The 21,818-nt window shown below is 67.7% G+C and carries 22 protein-coding genes; 15 read left to right on the forward strand and 7 right to left on the reverse strand.

The genetic code is table 11. From position 1 onward, the window contains the following. Window positions 1-5 precede the first annotated feature (5 nt). A complete protein-coding gene (locus tag ACWRN3_RS02515) occupies window positions 6-890 on the forward strand; it encodes an SseB family protein (RefSeq protein ID WP_255175065.1) in 885 nt (294 codons plus the stop codon). A gap of 57 nt (window positions 891-947) precedes the next feature. Then, the gene (locus ACWRN3_RS02520; protein WP_476739787.1) at window positions 948-2,246 is read left to right on the forward strand and encodes an MFS transporter; all 1,299 of its coding nucleotides are present in this window, start codon (window positions 948-950) and stop codon (window positions 2,244-2,246) included. Between the two features lie 91 nt (window positions 2,247-2,337). On the opposite strand, the gene ACWRN3_RS02525 is transcribed toward ACWRN3_RS02520, so the two are convergent. Further along, a complete protein-coding gene (locus ACWRN3_RS02525; RefSeq protein WP_476739788.1) occupies window positions 2,338-2,724 on the reverse strand; it encodes a DUF1844 domain-containing protein in 387 nt (128 codons plus the stop codon). A 399-nt stretch (window positions 2,725-3,123) separates the two neighbouring features. On the opposite strand from ACWRN3_RS02525, the gene infC reads away from it, so the two are divergent. The 4 genes from infC to ACWRN3_RS02545 all read left to right on the forward strand — a co-directional run bounded on the left by infC (window position 3,124) and on the right by ACWRN3_RS02545 (window position 5,963). Next, window positions 3,124-4,146, forward strand: coding sequence for a translation initiation factor IF-3 (gene infC, locus ACWRN3_RS02530; RefSeq protein ID WP_255175068.1), 1,023 nt, complete (start codon window positions 3,124-3,126; stop codon window positions 4,144-4,146). Between the two features lie 118 nt (window positions 4,147-4,264). After that, on the forward strand, window positions 4,265-4,459 hold the full coding sequence (gene rpmI / locus ACWRN3_RS02535) for a 50S ribosomal protein L35 (protein WP_009358635.1): 195 nt from the start codon (window positions 4,265-4,267) through the stop codon (window positions 4,457-4,459). A gap of 118 nt (window positions 4,460-4,577) precedes the next feature. Further along, window positions 4,578-4,967: a 50S ribosomal protein L20 gene (gene rplT, locus ACWRN3_RS02540; protein WP_018763610.1), complete on the forward strand. Its 390-nt coding sequence runs from the start codon at window positions 4,578-4,580 to the stop codon at window positions 4,965-4,967. A gap of 69 nt (window positions 4,968-5,036) precedes the next feature. Next, complete coding sequence (locus ACWRN3_RS02545) at window positions 5,037-5,963, forward strand: TrmH family RNA methyltransferase (RefSeq protein ID WP_476739789.1); 927 nt, start codon at window positions 5,037-5,039, stop codon at window positions 5,961-5,963. Between the two features lie 139 nt (window positions 5,964-6,102). Here the strand turns inward: ACWRN3_RS02545 and ACWRN3_RS02550 are convergent, their stop codons facing one another. Further along, window positions 6,103-6,378 (reverse strand): GlsB/YeaQ/YmgE family stress response membrane protein, encoded by a 276-nt coding sequence (locus ACWRN3_RS02550; RefSeq protein WP_159632311.1) that lies wholly within the window; start codon window positions 6,376-6,378, stop codon window positions 6,103-6,105. A gap of 167 nt (window positions 6,379-6,545) precedes the next feature. Further along, window positions 6,546-7,754 carry an MFS transporter gene (locus ACWRN3_RS02555; protein ID WP_476739790.1) on the reverse strand — a complete coding sequence of 403 codons (1,209 nt, stop codon included), beginning with the start codon at window positions 7,752-7,754 and terminating at the stop codon, window positions 6,546-6,548. A gap of 178 nt (window positions 7,755-7,932) precedes the next feature. Between ACWRN3_RS02555 and ACWRN3_RS02560 the strand changes: the two genes are divergently transcribed. Next, window positions 7,933-8,388: a (deoxy)nucleoside triphosphate pyrophosphohydrolase gene (locus ACWRN3_RS02560; protein WP_476739791.1), complete on the forward strand. Its 456-nt coding sequence runs from the start codon at window positions 7,933-7,935 to the stop codon at window positions 8,386-8,388. Between the two features lie 43 nt (window positions 8,389-8,431). Here ACWRN3_RS02560 and ACWRN3_RS02565 read toward each other — a convergent pair whose 3' ends face one another. The 3 genes from ACWRN3_RS02565 to ACWRN3_RS02575 form a co-directional block, all read right to left on the reverse strand. Continuing rightward, window positions 8,432-9,595 carry an Rv2578c family radical SAM protein gene (locus ACWRN3_RS02565; RefSeq protein ID WP_476739792.1) on the reverse strand — a complete coding sequence of 388 codons (1,164 nt, stop codon included), beginning with the start codon at window positions 9,593-9,595 and terminating at the stop codon, window positions 8,432-8,434. Window positions 9,596-9,701: 106 nt separating this feature from the next. Beyond that, window positions 9,702-10,361 (reverse strand): SIMPL domain-containing protein, encoded by a 660-nt coding sequence (locus ACWRN3_RS02570; protein WP_476739793.1) that lies wholly within the window; start codon window positions 10,359-10,361, stop codon window positions 9,702-9,704. Next, window positions 10,358-10,810 (reverse strand): hypothetical protein, encoded by a 453-nt coding sequence (locus ACWRN3_RS02575; RefSeq protein ID WP_476739794.1) that lies wholly within the window; start codon window positions 10,808-10,810, stop codon window positions 10,358-10,360. Before ACWRN3_RS02575 ends, ACWRN3_RS02570 begins: the two co-directional genes overlap by 4 nt. A 201-nt stretch (window positions 10,811-11,011) precedes the next feature. Between ACWRN3_RS02575 and pheS the strand changes: the two genes are divergently transcribed. Continuing rightward, window positions 11,012-12,073: a phenylalanine--tRNA ligase subunit alpha gene (gene pheS, locus ACWRN3_RS02580; RefSeq protein WP_476739795.1), complete on the forward strand. Its 1,062-nt coding sequence runs from the start codon at window positions 11,012-11,014 to the stop codon at window positions 12,071-12,073. A gap of 2 nt (window positions 12,074-12,075) precedes the next feature. Beyond that, window positions 12,076-14,619 (forward strand): phenylalanine--tRNA ligase subunit beta, encoded by a 2,544-nt coding sequence (gene pheT, locus ACWRN3_RS02585; RefSeq protein WP_476739796.1) that lies wholly within the window; start codon window positions 12,076-12,078, stop codon window positions 14,617-14,619. A gap of 79 nt (window positions 14,620-14,698) precedes the next feature. Here the strand turns inward: pheT and ACWRN3_RS02590 are convergent, their stop codons facing one another. Continuing rightward, the gene (locus ACWRN3_RS02590) at window positions 14,699-15,664 is read right to left on the reverse strand and encodes a quinone oxidoreductase family protein (RefSeq protein WP_476739797.1); all 966 of its coding nucleotides are present in this window, start codon (window positions 15,662-15,664) and stop codon (window positions 14,699-14,701) included. A 154-nt stretch (window positions 15,665-15,818) separates the two neighbouring features. On the opposite strand from ACWRN3_RS02590, the gene argC reads away from it, so the two are divergent. From argC to ACWRN3_RS02620, 6 genes are read left to right on the forward strand one after another with little or no spacing between them, the layout of a single operon-like run. Then, the gene (argC, locus tag ACWRN3_RS02595; protein ID WP_476739798.1) at window positions 15,819-16,850 is read left to right on the forward strand and encodes an N-acetyl-gamma-glutamyl-phosphate reductase; all 1,032 of its coding nucleotides are present in this window, start codon (window positions 15,819-15,821) and stop codon (window positions 16,848-16,850) included. Continuing rightward, window positions 16,847-18,013, forward strand: a complete 1,167-nt coding sequence (gene argJ, locus ACWRN3_RS02600) for a bifunctional glutamate N-acetyltransferase/amino-acid acetyltransferase ArgJ (protein ID WP_476739799.1) — start codon at window positions 16,847-16,849, stop codon at window positions 18,011-18,013. Before argC ends, argJ begins: the two co-directional genes overlap by 4 nt. A gap of 54 nt (window positions 18,014-18,067) precedes the next feature. Next, entirely contained in the window at window positions 18,068-19,027 is a 960-nt protein-coding gene (gene argB / locus ACWRN3_RS02605) for an acetylglutamate kinase (protein ID WP_324644718.1), read from the forward strand. Continuing rightward, the gene (locus ACWRN3_RS02610; RefSeq protein ID WP_476739800.1) at window positions 19,024-20,277 is read left to right on the forward strand and encodes an acetylornithine transaminase; all 1,254 of its coding nucleotides are present in this window, start codon (window positions 19,024-19,026) and stop codon (window positions 20,275-20,277) included. Before argB ends, ACWRN3_RS02610 begins: the two co-directional genes overlap by 4 nt. Further along, window positions 20,274-21,275: an ornithine carbamoyltransferase gene (gene argF / locus ACWRN3_RS02615; RefSeq protein WP_476739801.1), complete on the forward strand. Its 1,002-nt coding sequence runs from the start codon at window positions 20,274-20,276 to the stop codon at window positions 21,273-21,275. The genes ACWRN3_RS02610 and argF overlap by 4 nt, the downstream gene beginning before the upstream one ends. Then, window positions 21,275-21,805, forward strand: a complete 531-nt coding sequence (locus tag ACWRN3_RS02620; protein ID WP_159632296.1) for an arginine repressor — start codon at window positions 21,275-21,277, stop codon at window positions 21,803-21,805. The genes argF and ACWRN3_RS02620 overlap by 1 nt, the downstream gene beginning before the upstream one ends. Window positions 21,806-21,818: the final 13 nt, after the last annotated feature.

The following is a 21,818-nucleotide window of genomic DNA, read 5'->3' on the forward strand; positions in this document are numbered from 1 at the left end:
CCGCCATGCCCAGCTCCGAAGAACCGGTAAGCCCTCCCGCCCGCCACCTGCCCGGACACATCGCGGCGGCGCTTGCCGGCGCCGGTGGTGCCACGGATTCCGCGGGACAGCCATGGGCCGGCCGCAGCCTCGCCGGTGAGGACGCGAAGATCCATAACTTCGAGGATGACGACGGAACGGCCGACGCCGGCTACCTCGCCGCCATTGCCGCGCTCCGCGAGGGGCGGGGCGATGAGGCGGATGTCGTCGCGTCACTGGCCACGGTCCGGGTCTTCATTCCCATCGTGGCGCAGCTGGCTGAAGAGGCAGAAACAGAGCACGGGCTGCACGCCGACAAACAGGCGGACATGGCGCTGGTGACGCTGAAGGCTGCGGACGGACGGACTGCGCTGCCGGCCTTCACGTCGGCAGCCGCATTGTCCGCATGGCATCCCGAGGCCCGGCCGGTGGCCGTCTATGCCGCGCGGGCGGCGCTCTCGGCCGTCGCCGAAGGGGCAGAACTCCTGGTCCTGGATCCGGGTGCCGACGTGACGTTCGTGGTGCGCAGGCCCGGTGTCTGGGCCCTCGCCAAGCAGCATGGCTGGACCCCTTCCTACAGTGACCAGGAGCTGGCCGCCGAGATGGGCAACGTTGCCACCGGCTTCGCGGCTGTCCGCGGCATGGAGCTGCTGCCTGGCAGGGGAGTGGCCGCCAGGGCCGCCGACGGCTCTGTGGTTCCAGGCGGCGGTGCCGGGCCGGAGCTGCAAGTGGTGCTGTACCTTGAAGACGGCCTCGACGCTGCCGGTGTGCAGGGGCTCGTGGCCGGCCTGCAGTCGGAGTGGTCGCGGAATGTATTGTTTGGGGAGCGCGTCGACTCGCTGGAAATCAAACTGAGGCGCGCTCCCGATTAACCGCTGCAGGATGGGTGATCCCCGCCGGTACAGCGGAATACCCTGAAGGACCGCTTCGTGAATTTCGCTCTCTACCGGGAGTTGCTCGCTATCCGGCCGATTCGGCGGCTGCTGCTGGTGGGCATGGTTGCCCGCATCCCGCATTCAGCCGCAGGGGTCCTGCTGACCCTGCACATCGTCCTCACCCTGGGCCAGGGCTACGCCGCAGCCGGCGCTGCAGCGGCCGTCATGACCATCGGGATTGCCCTGGGGGCGCCGTGGCGGGGGAGGCGCGTGGATACCGTGGGGTTGCGGACCGCCCTCATCCCGTCGGTCGTCTCAGAGACCGTGATCTGGTCCATCGTGCCCCATGTGTCGTACCAGTGGCTCCTGCCGCTGGTCTTCGTGGGCGGCCTGCTCACACTGCCCATCTTCAGCGTGGTGCGGCAATCCCTGGGTGTCCTGGCCGAGGGTGACCAGCGGCGCACGGCGTTCGCCCTGGATGCCATCACCACGGAATTCGTGTTCATGATCGGCCCGGCCGCCGGCGCCGTCGTAGCCACCAGCGGCCACACTATTGCGGGCCTGACAGTGGTGGGCGTGGCTACATCCCTCGCCGGGCTGTTCCTCATGTGGTTCAACCCGCCCACCCGCAGCCCGGACCAAACAGTCGAGTGCATGGAAGATGAACAGCACGCTGCGGAAGTCGCCGTCGTCTCCACGGCCCCGGTGCATGTCCAGGAAGCAGCCGCGGAGCTGGCCCCTGCCGGCGCGGCCACCAGCGCGGCACAAAGCGGCCTGCGGGGAAGACTGGCCGGCGGCTTCGCCTGGTTCACCGCCACGGTCGCGGCACTCTTCGCCGTTGCCGCCGGCGCGGGCATGGTCCTCAGCGGCACCGACGTCGGCATTGTCGCGGCCCTGGAAACCGGCGGCCACCAGAGCGAAATCGGGATCGTCTTTGTCTTCTGGTGCGCTGCCTCCGTGCTGGGCGGCCTGATATACGGCGCCATGCACCGGCCCATTCCACCTGTCATCCTGCTGCTGGGCATGGCCGCGCTGACCCTGCCCATGGCCTTCGCCCACGACACCTGGACGCTTGCCTTGGTCTCCGTCCTCCCCGGCCTGCTTTGCGCCCCCGTCCTGTCCGCGGCCTCCGAGAAGGTCGCGGACCTGGTATCGGAGGAACGGCGCGGGGAGGCCATGGGCTGGTACGGCTCAGCGCTGACCGCCGGCGTTGCGCTCGGTTCGCCCCTCGCCGGGGTCTTCATCGACATCATGGGTCCCTCCGGCGGCTTCGTGTCCGTCGGCGCCGCCGGCGTGCTGCTCTGCCTGGTGGGCCTGGCGCTCCAGCAGCGCCGCCGCCGCGCCGCCGCCTGAGCGGGCCCGTCCAGTGGGGAGTTAAAGCACGACGGCGGGACGACCTGTGAAGGCCGTCCCGCCGTCGGACGCTGCTTGGGGGAGCTGCTCCCTAGTTCACGGCTCCGGTGTACTTTTCACCCGGGCCCTTGCCCGGTGCGTCCGGAATCAGCGACTCTTCCCGGAAAGCCAGCTGCAGGGACCGCAGGCCGTCGCGCAAGGGCCCTGCGTGCTGGGACCCGATCTCCGGGGCCGCCGCGGTCACCAGGCCGGCCAGTGCGGTGATCAGCTTCCGGGCCTCGTCGAGGTCCTTGAGTTCGGCTGCGTTGTCCTCTGCGGCCAGGCCAAGCTTTACCGCGGCCGCGCTCATCAGGTGCACGGCGGCCGTGGTGATGACCTCGACGGCGGGAACTTCGGAGATGTCGCGGATCTGTTGTGAAACGTCTGCGCCTGCTTCGCCGGGCTCGAAGACGTACGAATTACTGTCTGAGGTGCTCATACTGGTAAGCTTGACACAGACCGACTGGATGTCGTTATTTCAGGGATCGTCCCAAACGATCAGGTTCCCAACAGTGCTTCGCGGCGTTGACGGGAATTTTTTCTGTAGTATGGCTTCCAGTTTGCAAGCGGAGTTCTCTCCCACCCGCGTCAGCCGTTGTCCCGCCCGTTCCTTTGGAACCTGCAGGGGCGCAAGGTTGCCGGGTACCTGGTTGGGCATGGGCCGGCATTTGCCGTCATCGTGCGCGTGCAGTCCTTTACGGGTTGCCGGTCCAACCTCTTTGAGGCCTTCGATTGCTCCGGCAATTGGGGGCCTTCTTCATTTGCCGGACTCAACAACAAACACAGGAGCTTTAACATTAGCGAGCCAAGAATCAATGAGCGTATCCGCGTCCCCGAGGTGCGGCTGGTCGGACCTGCAGGTGAACAGGTAGGAATCGTCCGTATTGAGGATGCCCTGCGCCTGGCTGCCGAGTCCGACCTTGATCTCGTTGAAGTTGCACCTCAGGCGAAGCCTCCGGTGTGCAAGCTGATGGACTTCGGCAAGTACAAGTACGAGGCCGCGGTCAAGGCACGTGAGGCCCGGAAGAACCAGACGAACACGGTTCTGAAGGAAATCCGCTTCCGCCTGAAGATCGACACCCACGACTACGAGACCAAGCGCGGCCACGCCCTGCGCTTCCTCGGCGCCGGGGACAAGGTCAAGGCGATGATCCAGTTCCGTGGCCGTGAGCAGCAGCGTCCGGAGATGGGCATCCGCCTGCTCCAGCGCTTCGCCGACGACGTCGCCGAAGTCGGCGTGGTGGAGTCCAGCCCCCGCATCGACGGCCGCAACATGGTCATGGTGGTTGGCCCGCTGAAGAACAAGGCTGAGGCCAAGGCGGAAGCACGCCGGGCAACCCAGCGCGCCGAAGCGAAGGCACAGAACGAAGCCAAAGCCGAAGGACGCGTTGACACCTCCGGCAAGGACCAGACCCCCATGACCCAGTCACTGGCGGACCTCCTGCCGGAAGGCTTCACCGTTTCCACCGAACCGGAGGCAACGGCCGCCGACAGCACCCCGGCTGAAGCGCCTGCTGCCGCTCCTGAGCAGGAAGCCCCCAAGGCCCCCGCATCGAAGCAGGAAGCTCCGAAGCAGGAGGCCCCGAAGGCTGAAGCCGCCAAGGCTCCCGCTCCGAAGCAGGAAGCTCCGAAGCAGGAGGCCCCGAAGGCTGCCGCTCCCAAGGCTGCTGCACCGAAGGCGGCCGCTCCGGCGCCTAAGCCTGCAGCTGCCGCCAAGCCGGAAGCGGCCGCACCGGCGGCGCCGAAGCCGGCTGGTGTGCCTGCGCCGCCGAAGCCGGTGGCCAGGCCTGCTGCACCGAAGCCTGCTGCCCGCCCTGCCCCCAAGGCAGTGCCGAAGCCGGCCGGTAAGAAGACCAACTAGTTCACAGCTGCCGGGGCGTGTCCCCGGCAGTCAGCAACCAGCATGCTGCCCGCAGGGGTGGCTGCGCGATAGAACTGCCGGCCCCCGGGTCCGCAGAAACGTAAGGAGATCGGTTCCCATGCCGAAGATGAAGACCCACAGTGGTGCTAAGAAGCGCTTCAAGCTGACCGGCAGCGGCAAGCTGCGCCGCCAGCAGGCCAACCGCCGCCACTACCTGGAGCACAAGTCCAGCCGCCTGACCCGCCGCCTTGCCGGCGACAAGATCGTCTTCAAGGGCGACGCCAAGGTCATCCGGAAGATGCTCGGCATCTAGTTTCCAAGTTTATTGATGGACCGCTTACCGGTGGTCCGTCACCTGCCAAACAGCCTTCTCAGGCCGCCGGAACACCGGCAACAGATGCTTGGGATCAGATTTTCGAAGGAGTACGCACGTGGCACGTGTGAAGAGGGCGGTCAACGCCCACAAGAAGCGCCGGGTTGTTCTTGAACGGGCGAAGGGTTACCGCGGACAGCGTTCGCGCCTGTACCGCAAGGCCAAGGAACAGCTGCTGCACTCGTTTGTGTACAGCTACGGTGACCGCAAGAAGAAGAAGGGCGACTTCCGCCGCCTGTGGATCCAGCGCATCAACGCTGCGTCCCGCGCCAACGGCCTCACCTACAACCGCCTCATCCAGGGCCTGAAGGCCGCTGAGGTCGAGGTTGACCGCCGCATGCTGGCCGAGCTTGCCGTTTCTGACGCCAACGCCTTCGCCGCACTGGTCCAGGTGGCCAAGGACTCCCTGCCGGCAGACACCTCCGCCAAGAAGGTTGCCGCAGCTTAGCAGTCGCTGCCGCCCCTCGCCTGAGGGGCCAGTTCAGGAACTGGAAGCGTCAGCTACTACAGTTCTTGTATGAACGAAACCGGGCGCCCGCAAGATCTTCCACTATCCAACCCCCGAGCCGATCGGGTCAGGGACGTGGCAAAGCTCGCAGGGCGCCCGGCCCGTTTAAAGCGCGGCCAGTTCCTTGCCGAGGGGCCGCAGGCGGTCCGGGAAGCCCTCAAGCTCCACCAGCAGCGCCTCTCGGCGGGAGCGCCCGGAGTGGTTACCGAGGTATTCGCCAGCGAAAGCTGCCTGGACCGCTTCCCCGAATTCGAAGAGCTCGCCGAAGGCACCAACGCCCGGCTGGCCACCGACGAGGTCCTGGCGGCCATGGCGGACACCGTCAACCCTCAGGGAATCGTGGCCGTCTGCAGGTTCGTGGACGTCGCCTTGGCGGACGTGCTCGACGCCGGCCCGCGCCTGATTGCCGTGCTGTGCCAGGTCCGGGACCCGGGGAATGCAGGCACCGTGTTGCGTGCGGCCGATTCGGCCGGCGCCGACGCCGTCATTTTCACGGCGTCCAGCGTAGATATCTACAACCCCAAGGCGGTCCGCTCCACCGCGGGGTCGCTGTTCCATCTTCCGGTCGTCCTGGCTGCGGATCCTGCGGAACTGGCTGCCGCCTGCAAGGCCCGGGGCATCGGCGTCCTCGCTGCCGACGGTTACGGGCAGCTGGACCTGGATGTCCTGCAGGACGAGAACGCGCGCCGCAGGCTCACCGGCGAAGGCCCTGCATCCGCCTTTGACCTCGCTGCACCGACCGCCTGGTTCTTTGGGAATGAGGCCCAGGGGCTCTCGGCTGAGGAGCTTGAACTTGCGGACCACCGGGTTGCGGTTCCGGTCTACGGTGCGGCCGAAAGCCTCAATCTTGGAACGGCGGCCACTGTGTGCCTCTACGCCAGCGCCCGTTCCCAGCGCCGCCCCGATACTGCCGCCGGGCAGGTCCGCGCCGGGTAGGGGCGCACGACGGCGGTTGGCGGCCTGCGCCCAGCGGGATTCCCGGGCGCCCATGTTCACCTGCGGGGCAGCATTATTGCGGGCCACAAAGAAAGGCCCCGGAAATCCGGGGCCCGATGGTTGTTGCTGGACAGAGTTATCAGGGAGCGCGGCTGGCTTTTCCGCGTCCGGTGACGGCTCCGTAGATGCCGGCGACAACCAGGCCGCCGACGATAGCGAGAATCCAGGTGCCGAGGTCGAAGAAGGCAAGATCGCCCTTGTTGAACAGGAGGCTGCCAATCCAGCCGCCAACGATGGCTCCAACGACACCCAGGATGAGGCTGGTAACCCAGCCGCCGCCGACCCGTCCGGGCATAACGGCTTTAACGATGGCCCCGACAATCAGGCCCAGAATAATCCAAGCAAGAAAACCCATGTCTCCTCCTCATTGTGACCGGGATTAATAGTCCCGATGAGCCTCAAGCTAACATAAGCACCCCGCAAAGTCAGTAGCCCCAAAAAGGGCGTTGCCGCATCGTTAGGAGCCTCACGCGGCCGGGAGTTGGAGGGGCCGTGACGGCGGGGCACACGGCGGTCGGCAGCCTAGCCCGCCAGCGGCCTCTTGCGTTCCAGCAAGCCGCTGAGGAGGGCGACGCCGAAACCGAGGACGGCCAGGACGGCGCCGACGAGTGCCGGGGCAACAAAGCCCCAGCCGAGGGCGATGACCACTCCACCGAGGAACGCGCCGAGTGCGTTGGCGACGTTGAGGGCGGCATGGTTGAGGGAAGATGCCAGCGACGGTGCATCCGGCGAGGCATCGAGGAGGCGGGTCTGCAGGGCGGGGATCAGCATGGAACCGGAAGCTCCCACCACGAACACCATCACCATGGCGCTCCACTGCCAGTGGGCTGCCACCGCGTAAACCACCAGGGCAACGGCAATGGCCGGGAGGACGCGGTAGAGGGTGCCCATGACCGATTTATCGGCCAGCCTGCCCCCGACAATGTTTCCGGCCACCATGCCCAGCCCGTAGAGCGCCACCACCAGGGGGAGCAGCCCCGACGGGATGCCGGCCACAGCCGTCATGGTGTGCGCGATGTAGGTGTAGGTGGCGAAGAAGCCGCCGAAGCCCACGATGCCCACCAGGAGGGCCAGCCAGACCTGGAGCCGTTTGAGGGCGCCAAGTTCGCGACGGATGCTGGCATCGGGGTGGGCGTGCTGGAACGGGACGAATTTCCACACCATGGCCAGGGCCAGCAGGCCGATGGCGCCGACCAGCACAAACAGCAGGCGCCACCCGAAGGTTTGGCCCAGCCACGTGGCGAACGGGACGCCCACCACGTTGGAGACGCTGAGCCCGGCCATGACCATGGAGATGGCCCAGCCCCGCCGGGTGGGGGGAACCAGGGATGCAGCGATGACGGCTGCAACTCCGAAGAACGCCCCGTGGGGCAGCCCGGCGGCAAAGCGGGAAACGAGCATCGACCCGTAGTCAGGGGCCATGAAAGAGGTCAGGTTGGCCACGGTGAAGAACAGCAGGAGGCCCAGTGCCAGTTTCTTGCGGGGCAGCCTGGCGCCGACGGCGGCAAGGAGCGGAGCACCTACCACTACTCCCAGCGCGTAGGCGGAGATCAGGTGCCCGGCCTCTGGAGTACTGATCCCCAGGCCCTGTTCCACTTCCTTGAGCAGGCCCATCATGGTGAACTCGGTGACGCCGATGCCCACCCCGCCCATGGCCAGGGCAAAGATGGCCATGCCGACGTTGGGGGTTTTGGTGCGGGCTGCCGTGGACGGGGAAATAACGCTGCTCATATGCCTGCTTCTCGTCAAAGGTGGATCTGGAACGGGGACGGATGCCACGGCAGTGGGGCGGGACGGTCCGGACAGTCTGGCAAACCCCTGGCAGGCAGGAGCTATTCCCGGCGCTTCGGCCGGACGAACGCAAACTGACGTTCCTGGACCTTCCCATTGTGGCCCATAGAATGGGCCGGTGACTGGACTGATTCAGGTAGTGGGCGGAGCCGTGGTGGACTCGCTGGCCAATCCAACGGCACTGCTGGTGGCGAGGCGGAGCGCTCCGGAGCACCTCGCCGGGCTGTGGGAGTTCCCCGGAGGCAAGGTGGAACACGGCGAGGCTCCCGAAGCGGCGCTGGTACGGGAGCTGGCCGAGGAGCTGGGAATCGGAGTGCGGCTGGGAGCAGAACTGCCGGCGGAAACACCGGCCGGCTGGCCCCTCAACGACCGGGCCAGCATGAGGGTGTGGTTCGCCGAGGTGACCCGTGGAGAACCTGCACCCCTGGAAGACCATGACGAACTGCGCTGGATCCGGCTGCAGGACAGCGAAGCAGTCCTTGGGCTGCCGTGGATTCCGGCCGATTACCCGATTGTCCGTGCCCTCCTGGAGTCAGTGGCGGCACTGGTGCCCGGGTCCCCGGCGAAGGGTTAGACCCGGAGAGAACCACCCAGCGGACGCTTAGACCTGCGAACGGTTAAAAGAGCGATTCCTGCACCGCGGGGCGGGACGCCGAAGAGGACGCTGCCGGGGAGCCGGCTGGGGATGTTCCGGTAACCGCGGTGGGAATGATCCCCGCCGGGTACTCCGCTTCCTCGGCGCGTGGATCATCCACGTCCCGGTTGTTGAGGCTGCGGCTGTTGGGATCGGAGTTGTTGAGGTCCCGGTGGCTGAAACCGGAGGAATGCGAAAAGCCGTGGCGTGCCTTGAAATAGCGGACCTTGCCCGCAAGCCACGTCCGGTATTCCTTGGACGCGTAGGAGCCGGTCCCGTAGAGCCGCCGGTAGCGGCCGGCCAGTTCGGGATGGTTGGCGGCGATCCACTTCATGAACCATTCCCTGGTGCCCGGCTTCAGGTACAGCGCGCCCGCACTGACTCCGGTCGCGCCGGCAGCCGCCAGGGAACCGAACAGCGCATCCAGGGCTTCGTCGCTGTCGGAGAGCCACGGCAGGATGGGCATCGCCATGACGCCGCAGGGCAGCCCGGCCTCGCGCAGCCGGGACACCAGTTTGAGCCGGGCCCTGGGACCCGGGGTGCCGGGCTCGATGGCCTCGGAGAGGGCTTCGGCGGTCATGGCCAGGGAAATCCCAAGCCCTACCGGCACCTGTGCGGCAGCACTCTTGAGCAGCGGGATGTCCCGTGCCAGCAGGGTCCCTTTGGTGAGGATGGACAGGGGAGTGCCGGACTCCGCCAGGGCATTGATGATGCCAGGCATGAGCCGGTACCTGCCCTCGGCCCGCTGGTAGGGGTCGGTGTTGGTGCCCAGCGCCACCTGCTGGCGCGTCCATGAGGCCTTGTTCAGTTCCTTCCGGAGGACTTCCGCGGCGTTGACCTTCACCACCACCTGGCTGTCGAAGTCCATGCCGGCGTCGAAGTCCAGGTAGGTGTGGCTCTTGCGGGCAAAGCAGTAGACGCAGGCGTGGCTGCAGCCGCGGTAGGGATTCACTGTCCACTCGAAAGGCATCTTCGATCCCGCCGGGACCCTGTTGAGCACCGATTTTGCGGTGACCTCGTGGAACGTGATCCCGGCGAACTCGGGGGTGGTGACGGAGCGGACCAGCCCGGCCAGCGGAAGCAGCGCGGGGCCGGGTCCTACCGCGTTGTCCGGCGTGGGCACCAGTGCTTGCGCTTCCCATCTCATGGGACCATTCGAAAACATGTTCGAATTTAAGTCAAGGCGCCACGCAGTCCCGTCCAGTCGAAACAGCGCCTCGACGCGGCGGCCACCGCTGCAGGCACCGAAGGGGCTAGGGCCGCAGTTCCCATGTGACGGTGACAGCTGCCTCCACCCGGTTCAGGCCCGGTTCAACCTGTGGACCTTCCGTGGCGGATGCCCGCTGCAGCCCGGCAAGCGGCACCGGTCCCGGCGCCGGGCGTTGGTCGGTGACGGACAGGACACTGCCCAGGCCGGCCGAAGCCAATGCGGCATACTGCGCAGCGGAACTGAGCGCGTCCTGCCATGCCGCGTCACGGGCCTGTGCCCGGACCACTGAGTCGTCCGAAAGGACCAGCTGCAGGCTGTTGAGGCGGACATTGTCCCCGGCAGTGTGGACGGCTGCGGAAACGGTGCCGGCCGCGCTGCCGAGGTCCCGCAGCCTGACCGCGAGGCTGCTGGAGGCGATGTAGCCCACAAGTTGCTGACCCTCACCGTCCCGCCAGGCGAGGTCGGCGCGGACGGCCAGCCCGGCCGAGCGGATATCGTCCGGGGCAACGCCCCGGCTGCGGAGGGCCGAGCCAACTGCCGCCAGGTCTTTGCCCGCGGCCGCGTAGGCTTCACCCACCGATTCGGCGCGGCACTCCACGCCTATGGAGACAAGCATCAGGTCCGGCGCGGCTTCTGCCCATCCAGTCCCCGTGGCGGTGATGGTCCCAGAATCCCGGCGGCCCTGCTGGTCCTGGCCTGTCACGGCTGCCTCGCCGCCCGGAGTGGGTAGCCGCCGGCGGCAAGGCCTGCCCGCCGCTCGAAGATGTTTGCTGTCCCCGGATTGCCGGTGCGCAGCACGGACCAGCCGGCCGCTGCCAGGTACAAGAGGATGAAGGGCAGCCCCAGGCACCACGCGTACTGGCTGCAATGCCGTTCCTCGTGTCCCAGGAGCGCAGGCCGGGACAGCAGGTCCGCAGCCGTGCTGCGGCACAGCACCACGTTGCCCAGGGTGTAGGCGCCCGCGAAAGGCAGCCGCCAGCGGTAGCCGGCCGCAATGATCAGCCCGCGCGGCCCCCGGCTGATCCGGGTCCGGGCGGCCAAGGCGACGGCGAGCCCGGCCAGGGTGCTCCCGTTGAGGAGGTTTGCTGCCCGCCTGAGCCGCTGGGCCGTCGTCGGGCCATTCACCGAACCCGCGTGCTGCCGCAAAGTCATGAGGCCATGGTAACCGGAGGGTTCTACTAGACTGGAGGGCAGTGGCCGCCGGTCCTGCCGGCGAGCCCTGACCTGGTCATTGAATGACACTGACGTTCAGCGCATTCATCCATGACCTGCCAGCGACGGAGGCACCGGGCGGGAAACCGCGCAGGGCTGCCCCGGCCGCAGGCAGCCACGACTCGTAGCTAAGAACAGTAGATGACTGAAACTTTGCCGGGCGCCGCCATCCCGAACCCCACGGATGAGGCCGCCATCAACGCCGCTGTAGACCAGGCCATCACCGCCATCGCCGGTGCGGCCACCCTTGACGAGCTGAAGGCGGTGCGGCTCGCCCACAGCGGCGAGAAATCCCCGCTCAGCTTGGCCAACCGGGAAATCGGCCGCCTGCCCAAGGACCAGAAGGCGCTCGCCGGAAAGCTGATGGGTGCTTCCCGCGGCCGGGTCAACAAGGCGCTCGCCGAGCGGGCCGCGGTGCTCGAAGCCGAGAATGACGCCCGGATCCTGGTGGAGGAGACCGTGGACGTCACCGCTGCCCCCCGCCGCCGCCGCGCCGGTGCGCGGCACCCGCTGTCCACCCTGCAGGACCGCGTGGCGGACATCTTCGTGGGAATGGGCTGGGAGATCGCGGAGGGCCCCGAGGTGGAATCCGAGTGGTTCAACTTCGATGCCCTGAACTTCAAGCCGGACCACCCTGCCCGCGAAATGCAGGACACGTTCTTCGTGGAGCCGCCCGAAGCGCATCTGCTGATGCGCACCCACACTTCCCCGGTGCAGGTCCGTTCCATGCTGGAGCGCGAGGTGCCCATTTACGTGCTGTGCCCCGGCAAGGTGTTCCGCACTGATGAGCTGGACGCCACCCACACCCCGGTGTTCCACCAGTTCGAAGGCCTGGCCATCGACAAGGGTCTGTCCATGGCGGACTTGCGCGGCACCCTGGAGCACTTCGCCCGGCAGATGTTCGGCGACGAAGCCCAGATCCGGCTGCGCCCCAACTACTTCCCGTTCACCGAGCCCTCCGCCGAGCTGGACATCTTCCACCCCGGCGCCAAGGGCGGCCCGGCCTGGATCGAGTGGGGCGGCTGTGGCATGGTCAACCCCAATGTCCTGCGCGCCGCGGGCATCGACCCGGACGTCTATTCAGGTTTTGCCTTCGGCATGGGCATCGAGCGCACCCTCATGTTCCGCAACGAGGTTGCCGACATGCGCGACATGATCGAAGGCGATGTACGGTTCAGCGAGCACTTCGGGATGGAGATCTAACAGTGCGTATCCCACTTTCCTGGCTGCGGGAATTCGCAGCAGTACCGGCCGGAGCAACGGCCGAAGACGTCATGGAAGAACTGGTCAAGGTCGGCTTTGAAGAAGAAGCCGTCCACCGTCCCACGGACACCCTCCAGGGCCCCGTGGTGGTGGGCCAGGTCCTGAGCCTGGTCAAGGAACCGCAGACCAACGGCAAGACCATCAACTGGTGCCAGGTCCGCGTTGTCCCCGAAGGCAAGGAACAGACCCTCACCGGAGACGGAATCGACCCGTCCGGCGTCCAGGGCATCATCTGCGGAGCGCACAACTTCGTTGAGGGCGACAAAGTGGTGGTCACGCTTCCGGGCGCCGTGCTGCCCGGCGACTTCCGCATCTCCGCCCGCAAGACGTATGGCCACCTGTCCGCCGGCATGATCGCCTCGGTCCGCGAACTGGGCATCGGCGAGGACCATGACGGCATCCTGGTGCTGTCCCGCATCGGGCTGGACCCCGAGGTGGGCACCGACGCCATGGAGCTCCTGGGCCTGTACGACCAGGCTGCCGAAATCAACGTCACCCCGGACCGCGGCTACGCCTTCTCCATCCGCGGCGTGGCCCGCGAATACGCGCACGCCACCGGGACCGCCTTCACGGATCCCGCATCCAGGGTCCAGGCACCGGCCGAACTTTCCGGCGGCTACGGCGTCAAGCTCAACGACGACGCGCCCATCTACGGCAAGGCCGGCTGCGACCGGTTCGTGGCCCGCACCGTCAGGGGCGTGGACGCCACCCGGCCCACCCCGCCATGGATGGTCTCCCGGCTCCGGCTCGCCGGCATCCGCTCCATCTCGCTGCCGGTGGACATCTCCAACTACGTCATGCTCGAACTGGGCCAGCCCACGCACTGCTATGACCTGGACAAGCTCTCCGGCGACATCGTGGTGCGCCGCGCCTCCGCAGGGGAGAAGATCACCACCCTGGACGGCAAGGAACGCACCCTTGACGCCGAGGACCTGCTCATCACGGACGACTCCGGCGCCATCGGCATCGCAGGTGTCATGGGCGGTGCCGCCACCGAGGTGAGCGACTCGACGTCGAACATCCTGGTTGAGGCGGCGCACTTTGACGACGTGTCCATCGGCCGCTCCCGGCGCAGGCACAAGCTGCCGTCCGAGGCGTCCAAGCGCTTCGAGCGGGGCGTGGACTGGAAGGTGGCAGGCGTCGCCGCCCAGCGCGTGGTTGACCTCCTGGTGGAACTGGCCGGCGGCACCGCTGACGAAGCGGGAACCGACGTCGGGACCGCCCCGGACACCGTCACCATCGACTTGCCGGCGGGCTTCGCCGCCGCACGGATCGGCATCGACTTCACCGGGCAGCAGATCGTCACCTCGCTTGAGGACCTGGGCGCCGTGGTGGTAAAGCACGACGCCGGGTGGACGGTTACGCCGCCGAGCTGGCGGAGCGACCTGGAGACCAAGGAAGACCTGACCGAGGAAATCGCCCGCCTGGTGGGCTACGACAAGATCCCCGCCACCCTGCCGGTCGCCCCTCCGGGCCGTGGACTGACGCGCGTCCAGCAGCAGCGCCGCCGCCTGATCCAGGGCCTGGCGGACGCCGGACTCACCGAGGTCCTCTCCTACCCCTTCGTGTCCAAGGCGGCCAACGACACCTTCGGCGTGGCTGATGAAGGAGGGGCGCGGACCGCCCTCAAGCTGGCCAACCCGATCAGCGAGGAGCACGGCTACCTGCGCACGTCCATCCTGCCCGGCCTGATCGAGGTGGCCAAGCGCAACCACTCCCGTGGCTTCCGGGACCTGGCCCTGTTCGAATCCGGCCTGGTGTTCCTGCCCGGGGGGACAGTGGGCACAGCCTCCATCCCGCCGCTGGGCGCCAAGCCTGCCGACGAGGTCCTTGACGCACTGTACGACGGCGTCCCCAACCAGCCATTCCACATCGCGGCAGTCTTCACCGGCCACGATTCCCCGGCCGCCGCGTCCCACACGCCCCGTGCGTGGGACTGGGCCGACGCACTGGACGTGGCCCGGCTTGCCGGCGACGTGCTGGGCGTTGACCTGGTGGTCAGCCAGGGCAGCCACCAGGCGTTCCACCCCGGCCGCACCGCCCGGCTGGCGCTGCGCACGGGGGAGACCGTTGGCTACGCCGGCGAACTGCACCCCAAGCTGCTGGCCGCCTCGGACATGCCCGCCCGTTCGGTGGCACTGGAACTTGACGCCGATGCCCTGTTCGAAGCCGCACCGGACGTGATTGTGGCCCGCCACATTTCCACGTTCCCGGTGGCCACCCAGGACGTGGCGCTCGTGGTCCCCGCCGACGTGCCGGCAGACGAGGTCCTTGCCGCCCTGCGTGAAGGCGCCGGAGAACTGCTGGAAGACGTGGCCCTGTTCGACGTTTACGCCGGCAAAGGCATCGAAGAAGGCAAGAAGTCGCTGGCCTTCGGGCTCCGGTTCCGGGCCGCCGACCGCACCCTGACCGCTGACGAGGCCTCGGCGGCGCGTGGAGCCGCAGTCGCGCTGGCCGCCGAACGCTTCGGAGCTGTCCAGCGCTAGCTGGGCGCTTCCGGAAGCCAAAAGTCCCCGCAACCTGCAATGGTTGCGGGGACTGTCTTTGTTGGCTGGCGACCCTGCATCAGGGAACCAGGAGAACCTTCCCCGTGGTCTTGCGGCCCTCGAGGTCGCGGTGCGCCTGCCCGGCCTGGCTGAGCGGGTAGCGCGCCCCGATCCGGACCTTCAGGCTGCCGTCGGCCGCGGCGGCGAACACCTCGTCCGAGCGCCAGCGCCGCTCAACCGCGTCCCGCAGGTAGTGGCCCATGGTGGGGCGCGTCAGGAACAGGGAGCCGGCGGCGTTGAGGCGCTGCGGGTCAAACGGCGGGACGGGCCCGGAAGCCGCCCCGAACAGCACCAGCATCCCCCTGACACGCAAAGCGGACAACGAGCCGTCGAACGTATCCTTCCCCACGCCGTCGTAGACGACGTCGACGCCGGTTCCGCTGGTGATGTCCCTGACCCGCTTCGCGAAGCCGTCGTAGCGCAGCACGTGGTCCGCGCCGGCGTCGAGCGCAAGCTGTTCCTTTTCGTCGGTGGAGACGGTGGTTAAGACTTCCGCGCCCCGTGCCTTGAGCAGCTGGATCAGCAGCAGCCCCACGCCGCCGGCGCCCGCGTGCAGCAGGACCTTGTGGCCGGGCTCCACCTTGAAGGTGGAATTCATCAGGTAGTGGGCGGTGACGCCCTGCAGGGGGAGCGCTGCTGCAGTGAAAACATCCAGGCCTTTCGGTACCGGCAGTGCGGCATCCTCATCCACCAGGGCGTAGTCCGCGTAGCAGCTGATGCCTTCAGCGGTAGCTACCCGACTGCCCACGGCGAAGCCGGTCACGCCCTCGCCCACTGCCTCCACCGTGCCCGCGGCCTCCGAACCGGGAGTGAAGGGGTAGGAGACTTTGTACGTGCCGCTGCGCTTGTAGGTGTCGATGAAGTTGACGCCGGCCGCCCCGACCTTGACCAGCAGCTGCCCCGGGCCCGGAACGGGGGGCTCCGCCTCCGTGTACTCAAGGACTTCCGGTCCGCCTGCCTGCCGTGCGACGATTGCGTGCGTCATGGCTCTCCTTTCGCGGGTCCCGGCGTCTCCGGCCCCGGCTGCCGAAACCATCCTAGGGACACTCCCGTGCGGCACGACAAGTGCCGCGGCGCCCGGACGCGTCGAATGCATAATTATCAGTACCAATGCATAACTATTGCTGTATAGTCGGAGCATGACTATTTCTGTTGCGGTTTCGGGAGCCAGCGGCTACGCCGGGGGAGAAGTCCTCCGCCTCCTTGCCGGGCACCCCGGTGTGACCATCGGCGCCATCACAGCCCACAGCAACGCCGGTTCCCGCCTCGGTGAACTGCAGCCCCACCTGCACGGGCTGGCCAGCCGCATCCTCGAGGACACCACGGTGGAAAACCTCTCCGGACACGACGTCGTGTTCCTCGCGCTGCCCCATGGTGCGTCCGCCGGGATCGCCGCCCAGCTGCCGGAAGGGACCGTGGTCATCGACGCCGGAGCCGACCACCGCCTCGAAGATCCCGCGGCCTGGGAAAAGTTCTACGGCTCCGCCCACGCCGGCACCTGGCCCTACGGACTTCCCGAGCTCCCCGGCCAGCGCGAGGCCCTCAAGGGAGCCAAGCGCATCGCCGTTCCCGGCTGCTACCCAACGTCCGCCCTGCTGGCCCTGGCCCCCGGATTCGCCGCGCACCTGCTGGAGCCCGACGACGTCGTGATCGTTTCCGCGTCCGGCACCTCAGGCGCGGGCAAGGCCGCCAAAGTCAACCTGATCGGTTCGGAGGTCATGGGCTCCATGAGCCCCTACGGCGTAGGCGGCGGCCACCGGCACACCCCTGAAATCGAGCAGGGCCTGTCCAACGCGGCGGGGGAGCAGGTCACCGTATCCTTCACGCCCACCCTTGCGCCGATGAGCCGCGGCATCCTCACCACCGCCACGGCAAAGGTCAAAGCCGGCACAACGGCCGCGGAGCTGCGCCTGGCCTGGGCCGAGGCGTACGAGGATGAGCCGTTCGTCCACCTGCTGCCGGAAGGCCAGTGGCCCACGACCAAATCGGTCCAGAGCTCCAACCATGCCGCCATGCAGCTGGCCTTCGACGCCCACACCGGCCGGGTCATCGTCACCTGCGTCATCGACAACCTCACCAAGGGCACTGCCGGCGGCGCCGTGCAGTCCATGAACATCGCACTCGGCCTGCCGGAAACCGCCGGCCTCAACCTGCAGGGAGTAGCCCCGTGACCATCACCGCACCCCAGGGATTCCGGGCCGCCGGCGTCACTGCCGGACTCAAGGCCTCCGGCAATCCGGACCTCGCCCTCGTCGTCAACGACGGCCCCTCCAAGGCCGCAGCCGCCGTGTTCACCAGCAACCGGGTGGCAGCAGCCCCCGTGCACTGGTCCCGCCAGGTGGTCTCCGACGGCCGGTTGGACGCCGTCATCCTCAACTCCGGCGGCGCCAACGCCTGCACCGGCCCCACCGGGTTCCAGAACACCCACAGCACAGCGGAAAAAGTGGCGAAGGTTCTGGGGATCTCGGCCACCGACGTCTTCGTCTGCTCCACGGGCCTGATCGGCGAGCAGCTGCCCATGGACAAGATCCTGCCGGGGGTGGAGGCTGCCGCGTCGGCGCTGAGCACGGACGGCGGTCCGGCCGCCGGCACCGCCATCATGACCACGGACAGCGTGCCCAAGTCGGCGCTCTTCATCGGCACCGACGCCGACGGCCAGGAGTTCAGCATTGGCGGCATCGCCAAGGGAGCCGGCATGCTGGCCCCGGGCCTGGCCACCATGCTGGTGGTGCTCACCACGGACGCCGACGTGCAGCCCGAAATGCTCGACGTCGTCCTCCGCGATGCCACCCGCGTCACCTTTGACCGCGCCGACTCGGACGGCTGCATGTCCACCAACGACACCGTGGTTCTGCTCGCGTCGGGAGCCTCCGGTGCGGTGCCCACAGCGGAAGCGTTTGGTGCCGGGCTGACGCAGGTCTGCGCCGAGCTGGCACGCAAACTGATCGCTGATGCAGAGGGGGCCAGCCACGACATCGCCATCCGGACCTTCAACGCGGCCAGTGAAGCCGACGCCGAGACGGTCAGCCGCTCCGTGGCCCGCTCCAACCTCTTCAAGGCCGCCATCTTCGGCAAGGACCCGAACTGGGGCCGGGTGCTCTCCGCCGTGGGCACCACCGACGCCGCCTTCGAGCCGGACAAACTCAACGTGGCCATGAACGGCATCCAGATCTGCCGGAACGGCAGCATCGGCGATGACCGCTCCCTGGTGGACCTTGAACCCCGCGAAGTGCTGGTGGAGATCGACCTGCAGGCAGGCGACGCCGAAGCCACCATTTGGACCAACGACCTCACCCACGACTACGTGCACGAAAACAGCGCCTACTCCAGCTAGGAGCTCCGGCCACGGCAAAACCGCCGGGCACAAGCCGCTGTGGAAAGTGACAACATGAACACCCAGACGCGTGAAACCACCAGCATGTCCGCTGCCCAGGACAAGGCAGAAACCCTGATCGAGGCACTGCCCTGGATCCAGCGGTTCGCCGGCACCACCATGGTGATCAAATACGGCGGCAACGCCATGGTCAATGACGAACTCCGGCGTGCCTTCGCCGAGGACATCGTCTTCCTCCACCACGTGGGCATCCACCCCGTGGTGGTGCACGGCGGCGGCCCGCAGATCAACTCCATGCTGGGCCGGCTTGGCATCGAATCCGAATTCAAGGGCGGCCTGCGGGTCACCACCCCTGAGGCGATGGACGTGGTCCGCATGGTCCTCACCGGCCAGGTGGGACGCGAACTGGTGGGCCTGATCAACTCCCACGGCCCCTACGCCGTCGGCATGTCCGGCGAAGACGGCGGCCTCCTCCGCGCCGTCCGCACCGGGACCGTGGTGGACGGCGAAGAAGTGGACCTCGGGCTGGTGGGCGAGGTGGTAGGCGTTGACCCCGCCGGCATCATGGACATCCTCGCCGCGGGCCGCATACCCGTGATTTCCACGGTGGCCCCGGAAATCGTCGACGGCGGTGAGGGCGTGCCGGGGACCGCACGGTTCCAGCCCACCGGCCAGGTCCTGAACGTCAATGCCGACACCGCGGCGGCCGCGGTCGCCTCGGCGCTTGGCGCTTCCAAGCTGGTGATCCTGACCGACGTGGAAGGCCTCTACGCCAACTGGCCGGACAAGTCCTCGCTGATTTCCTCGCTCACGGCGTCGGAGCTGCGGGCCATGCTGCCCCGCCTCGAGTCAGGGATGATCCCCAAGATGGCCGCGTGCCTTAAGGCCGTCGACGAAGGCGTGGAACAGGCACACATCGTGGACGGGCGCCTGCCCCACTCCATGCTTCTTGAAACATTTACGACGGCGGGCATCGGCACCCAGGTAGTCCCGGACGAGGAGATCAACGGATGAACACCGTGGAAAAATCATCAGTGAATGAGTTGGTGGAAACCACCGGCCACGCCGGCTCCGAGTGGCTTTCCCGCTACTCCAGCTCGCTGATGAACGTGTTCGGCACGCCGCAGCGGGTCCTGGTCCGCGGCGCCGGCTGCCTGGTCTGGGACGCCGACGGCAAGGAATACCTGGACCTCCTCGGCGGTATCGCCGTGAACGCCCTGGGCCACGCCCACCCCTTCGTGACGTCAGTCATCGCCAGCCAGCTGGCCACCCTGGGCCACGTCTCCAACTTCTTCACCAGCCCCACCCAGGTGGCGCTGGCTGAGAAACTCCTGGAACTGGCCCACGCGCCCGCCGGCTCCAAGGTGTTCTTCAGCAACTCCGGCACCGAGGCCAACGAGGCAGCGTTCAAGCTGGCGCGCCGCAACACCGGCGACGGACCGGTCAAGCGGACCCGGATCATTGCCCTCGAAGGTGCCTTCCACGGGCGGACCATGGGGGCCCTGGCGCTCACTGCCAAGGAAGCCTACCGTGCACCCTTCGAGCCGCTGCCGGGCGGCGTGGTGCACATCCCGTTCGGTGACATCGCCGCGCTGGAGGCCGCAGTGGACGACACCGTCGCCGCCGTGTTCCTGGAGCCCATCCAAGGCGAGGCAGGCGTCCGTCCGCTGCCGCCCGGATACCTGAAGGCGGCGCGGGAGGCCACCAGCAAAGTGGGCGCCCTGCTCATCCTGGACGAGGTCCAGACCGGCATCGGCCGGACCGGCAAATGGTTCGCCAGCGAGGACGCGGGCATCGTCCCCGACGCCATCACCCTGGCCAAGGGGCTGGGCGGGGGCTTCCCCATCGGCGCCCTGCTCACCTTTGGTGAGCAGACGTCGTCGTTGCTCTCCGCAGGCCAGCACGGCACCACCTTCGGCGGAAATCCCGTGGCGACCGCGGCGGCCCTGGCCACCCTCCACGCCCTGGAAAGCCAGAACGTGCTGGCCAACGCGGCGGCGGTGGGGGAGCACCTGCGCTCCGCGCTGGCGGCCATCCCCGGCGTCACCGAAGTCCGCGGCGAAGGACTGCTGATCGGCTTCGACCTGGACGCCGACGTCGCGCCGGCCGTGGTGCAGGCAGCCCTCGACGCCGGCTTCATCGTCAACAGCCCGGGTCCGCGCACCATCCGCCTGGCCCCGCCGCTGATCCTCACCACGGCACAGGCCGATGACTTCCTCTCCGCTTTCCCGGCAATCCTCCAAGCAGCTAAGGACGCCCAGTGACAACCGCAACCCGGCACTTCCTCAAGGACACCGACCTCAGCCCCGCCGAGCAGGCGGAGGTGCTGGAACTTGCCGCCCGCATGAAGGCGGCCCCCTACAGCGTGCAGCCCTACGCCGCGGAAGGCAGCGGCCGCAAGACCGTGGCCGTGATTTTCGACAAGACCTCCACCCGGACCCGCGTGTCCTTTGCCACCGGCGTTGCCGACATGGGTGGCAACGCCTTGGTTATCAACCCGGGTGAAGCCCAGATCGGCCACAAGGAATCCGTGGAGGACACCGCTAAGGTCCTCGAACGCATGGTGTCCACCATCGTGTGGCGCACCGGCGCGCACGCAGGCCTGGTGGCCATGGCGGAGAACTCCAGGGTCCCGGTCATCAACGCCCTGTGCGACGACTACCACCCGTGCCAGCTCCTCGCGGACCTGCTCGCCGTCAAGGAACACAAGGGCGAACTCAAGGGGCTCACCATGAGCTACCTGGGCGACTCCGCGAACAACATGGCCAACTCCTACCTGCTGGCCGGAGTCACGGCCGGAATGCACGTCCGGATCGCCGGGCCGGAGGGCTACCTGCCCGCGGAGGGCATCGTCGCGGCAGCCCAGGAGCGCGCGGCAGAAACCGGCGGCTCCGTGCTCATCACCACCGACGCCAAGGAAGCGCTGCAGGGCGCAGACGTCGTAGCCACCGACACCTGGGTGTCCATGGGCCAGGAGGCCGAAAAGGAAGCCCGGATGCAGCTGTTCCGGGACTACTCCGTGGACGCGGACGCCATGGCACTCGCCGCGGATGACGCCGTCGTGCTTCACTGCCTGCCCGCCTACCGCGGCTACGAAATCTCCGCCGACGTCATCGACGGCCCGCAGTCCATCGTCTGGGACGAAGCCGAAAACCGGCTGCACGCCCAGAAGGCGCTGATGGCCTGGCTGATGCACCGCTCGGGCCTTGCCTTCGTGGACGGACTTTCCCCCGTCGAGGGCACTGGGGAGAGCACGTTCTAGTGTCCGCCCAGCCGTCCTCCCCGGGCACCAGCCCCGCCACCAAGACCGCCCGGCAGGCGCGCATCACCGCCATCCTCACCGGGCAGTCCGTGCGTTCCCAGGCGGAGCTTGCGGCGCTGCTGGCGGACGACGGCGTCCAGGTCACCCAGGCCACGCTGTCCCGCGACCTCGTGGAACTGGGGGCCGTCCGCGTCCGCGGGAAGGAGGGCGTCCTGGTGTACGCCGTCCCCGGCGAGGGCGGCGAACGGGGCGCCAAGAGCGGTGTCACCCAGGAGATCCTGGATGCCCGACTCGCCCGGCTGTGCAGCGAACTGCTGGTTACCGCCGAAGCGTCCGCCAACATCGCAGTCCTCCGGACGCCGCCCGGAGCCGCGAACTTCCTGGCCCTGGCCATCGACCACTCGGTGATGCCGTCCATCCTGGGCACCATCGCCGGTGACGATACCGTCCTGCTGGTCTCCCGCGACCCGCTGGGTGGCCCGGACCTCGCCGCCCGCTTCCTGCAACTGGCTGAGGAAGCCGGGCAATAAGCTTGAAGACAAC

It is taken from the genome of Pseudarthrobacter sp. rb, assembly GCF_056389225.1.

Coding starts and splice junctions, on each gene's coding strand:
- ACWRN3_RS02525 (WP_476739788.1), bottom strand. CDS start 2,724: ATGAGCACCTCAGACAGTAATTCGTACGTCTTCGAGCCCGGCGAAGCA.
- ACWRN3_RS02575 (WP_476739794.1), bottom strand. CDS start 10,810: ATGACTTTGCGGCAGCACGCGGGTTCGGTGAATGGCCCGACGACGGCC.
- ACWRN3_RS02550 (WP_159632311.1), bottom strand. CDS start 6,378: ATGGGTTTTCTTGCTTGGATTATTCTGGGCCTGATTGTCGGGGCCATC.
- ACWRN3_RS02515 (WP_255175065.1), top strand. CDS start 6: ATGCCCAGCTCCGAAGAACCGGTAAGCCCTCCCGCCCGCCACCTGCCC.
- ACWRN3_RS02565 (WP_476739792.1), bottom strand. CDS start 9,595: ATGAGATGGGAAGCGCAAGCACTGGTGCCCACGCCGGACAACGCGGTA.
- ACWRN3_RS02590 (WP_476739797.1), bottom strand. CDS start 15,664: ATGACGCACGCAATCGTCGCACGGCAGGCAGGCGGACCGGAAGTCCTT.
- ACWRN3_RS02545 (WP_476739789.1), top strand. CDS start 5,037: ATGAACGAAACCGGGCGCCCGCAAGATCTTCCACTATCCAACCCCCGA.
- pheS (WP_476739795.1), top strand. CDS start 11,012: ATGACTGAAACTTTGCCGGGCGCCGCCATCCCGAACCCCACGGATGAG.
- ACWRN3_RS02555 (WP_476739790.1), bottom strand. CDS start 7,754: ATGAGCAGCGTTATTTCCCCGTCCACGGCAGCCCGCACCAAAACCCCC.
- rpmI (WP_009358635.1), top strand. CDS start 4,265: ATGCCGAAGATGAAGACCCACAGTGGTGCTAAGAAGCGCTTCAAGCTG.
- ACWRN3_RS02610 (WP_476739800.1), top strand. CDS start 19,024: ATGAACACCGTGGAAAAATCATCAGTGAATGAGTTGGTGGAAACCACC.
- argB (WP_324644718.1), top strand. CDS start 18,068: ATGAACACCCAGACGCGTGAAACCACCAGCATGTCCGCTGCCCAGGAC.
- argC (WP_476739798.1), top strand. CDS start 15,819: ATGACTATTTCTGTTGCGGTTTCGGGAGCCAGCGGCTACGCCGGGGGA.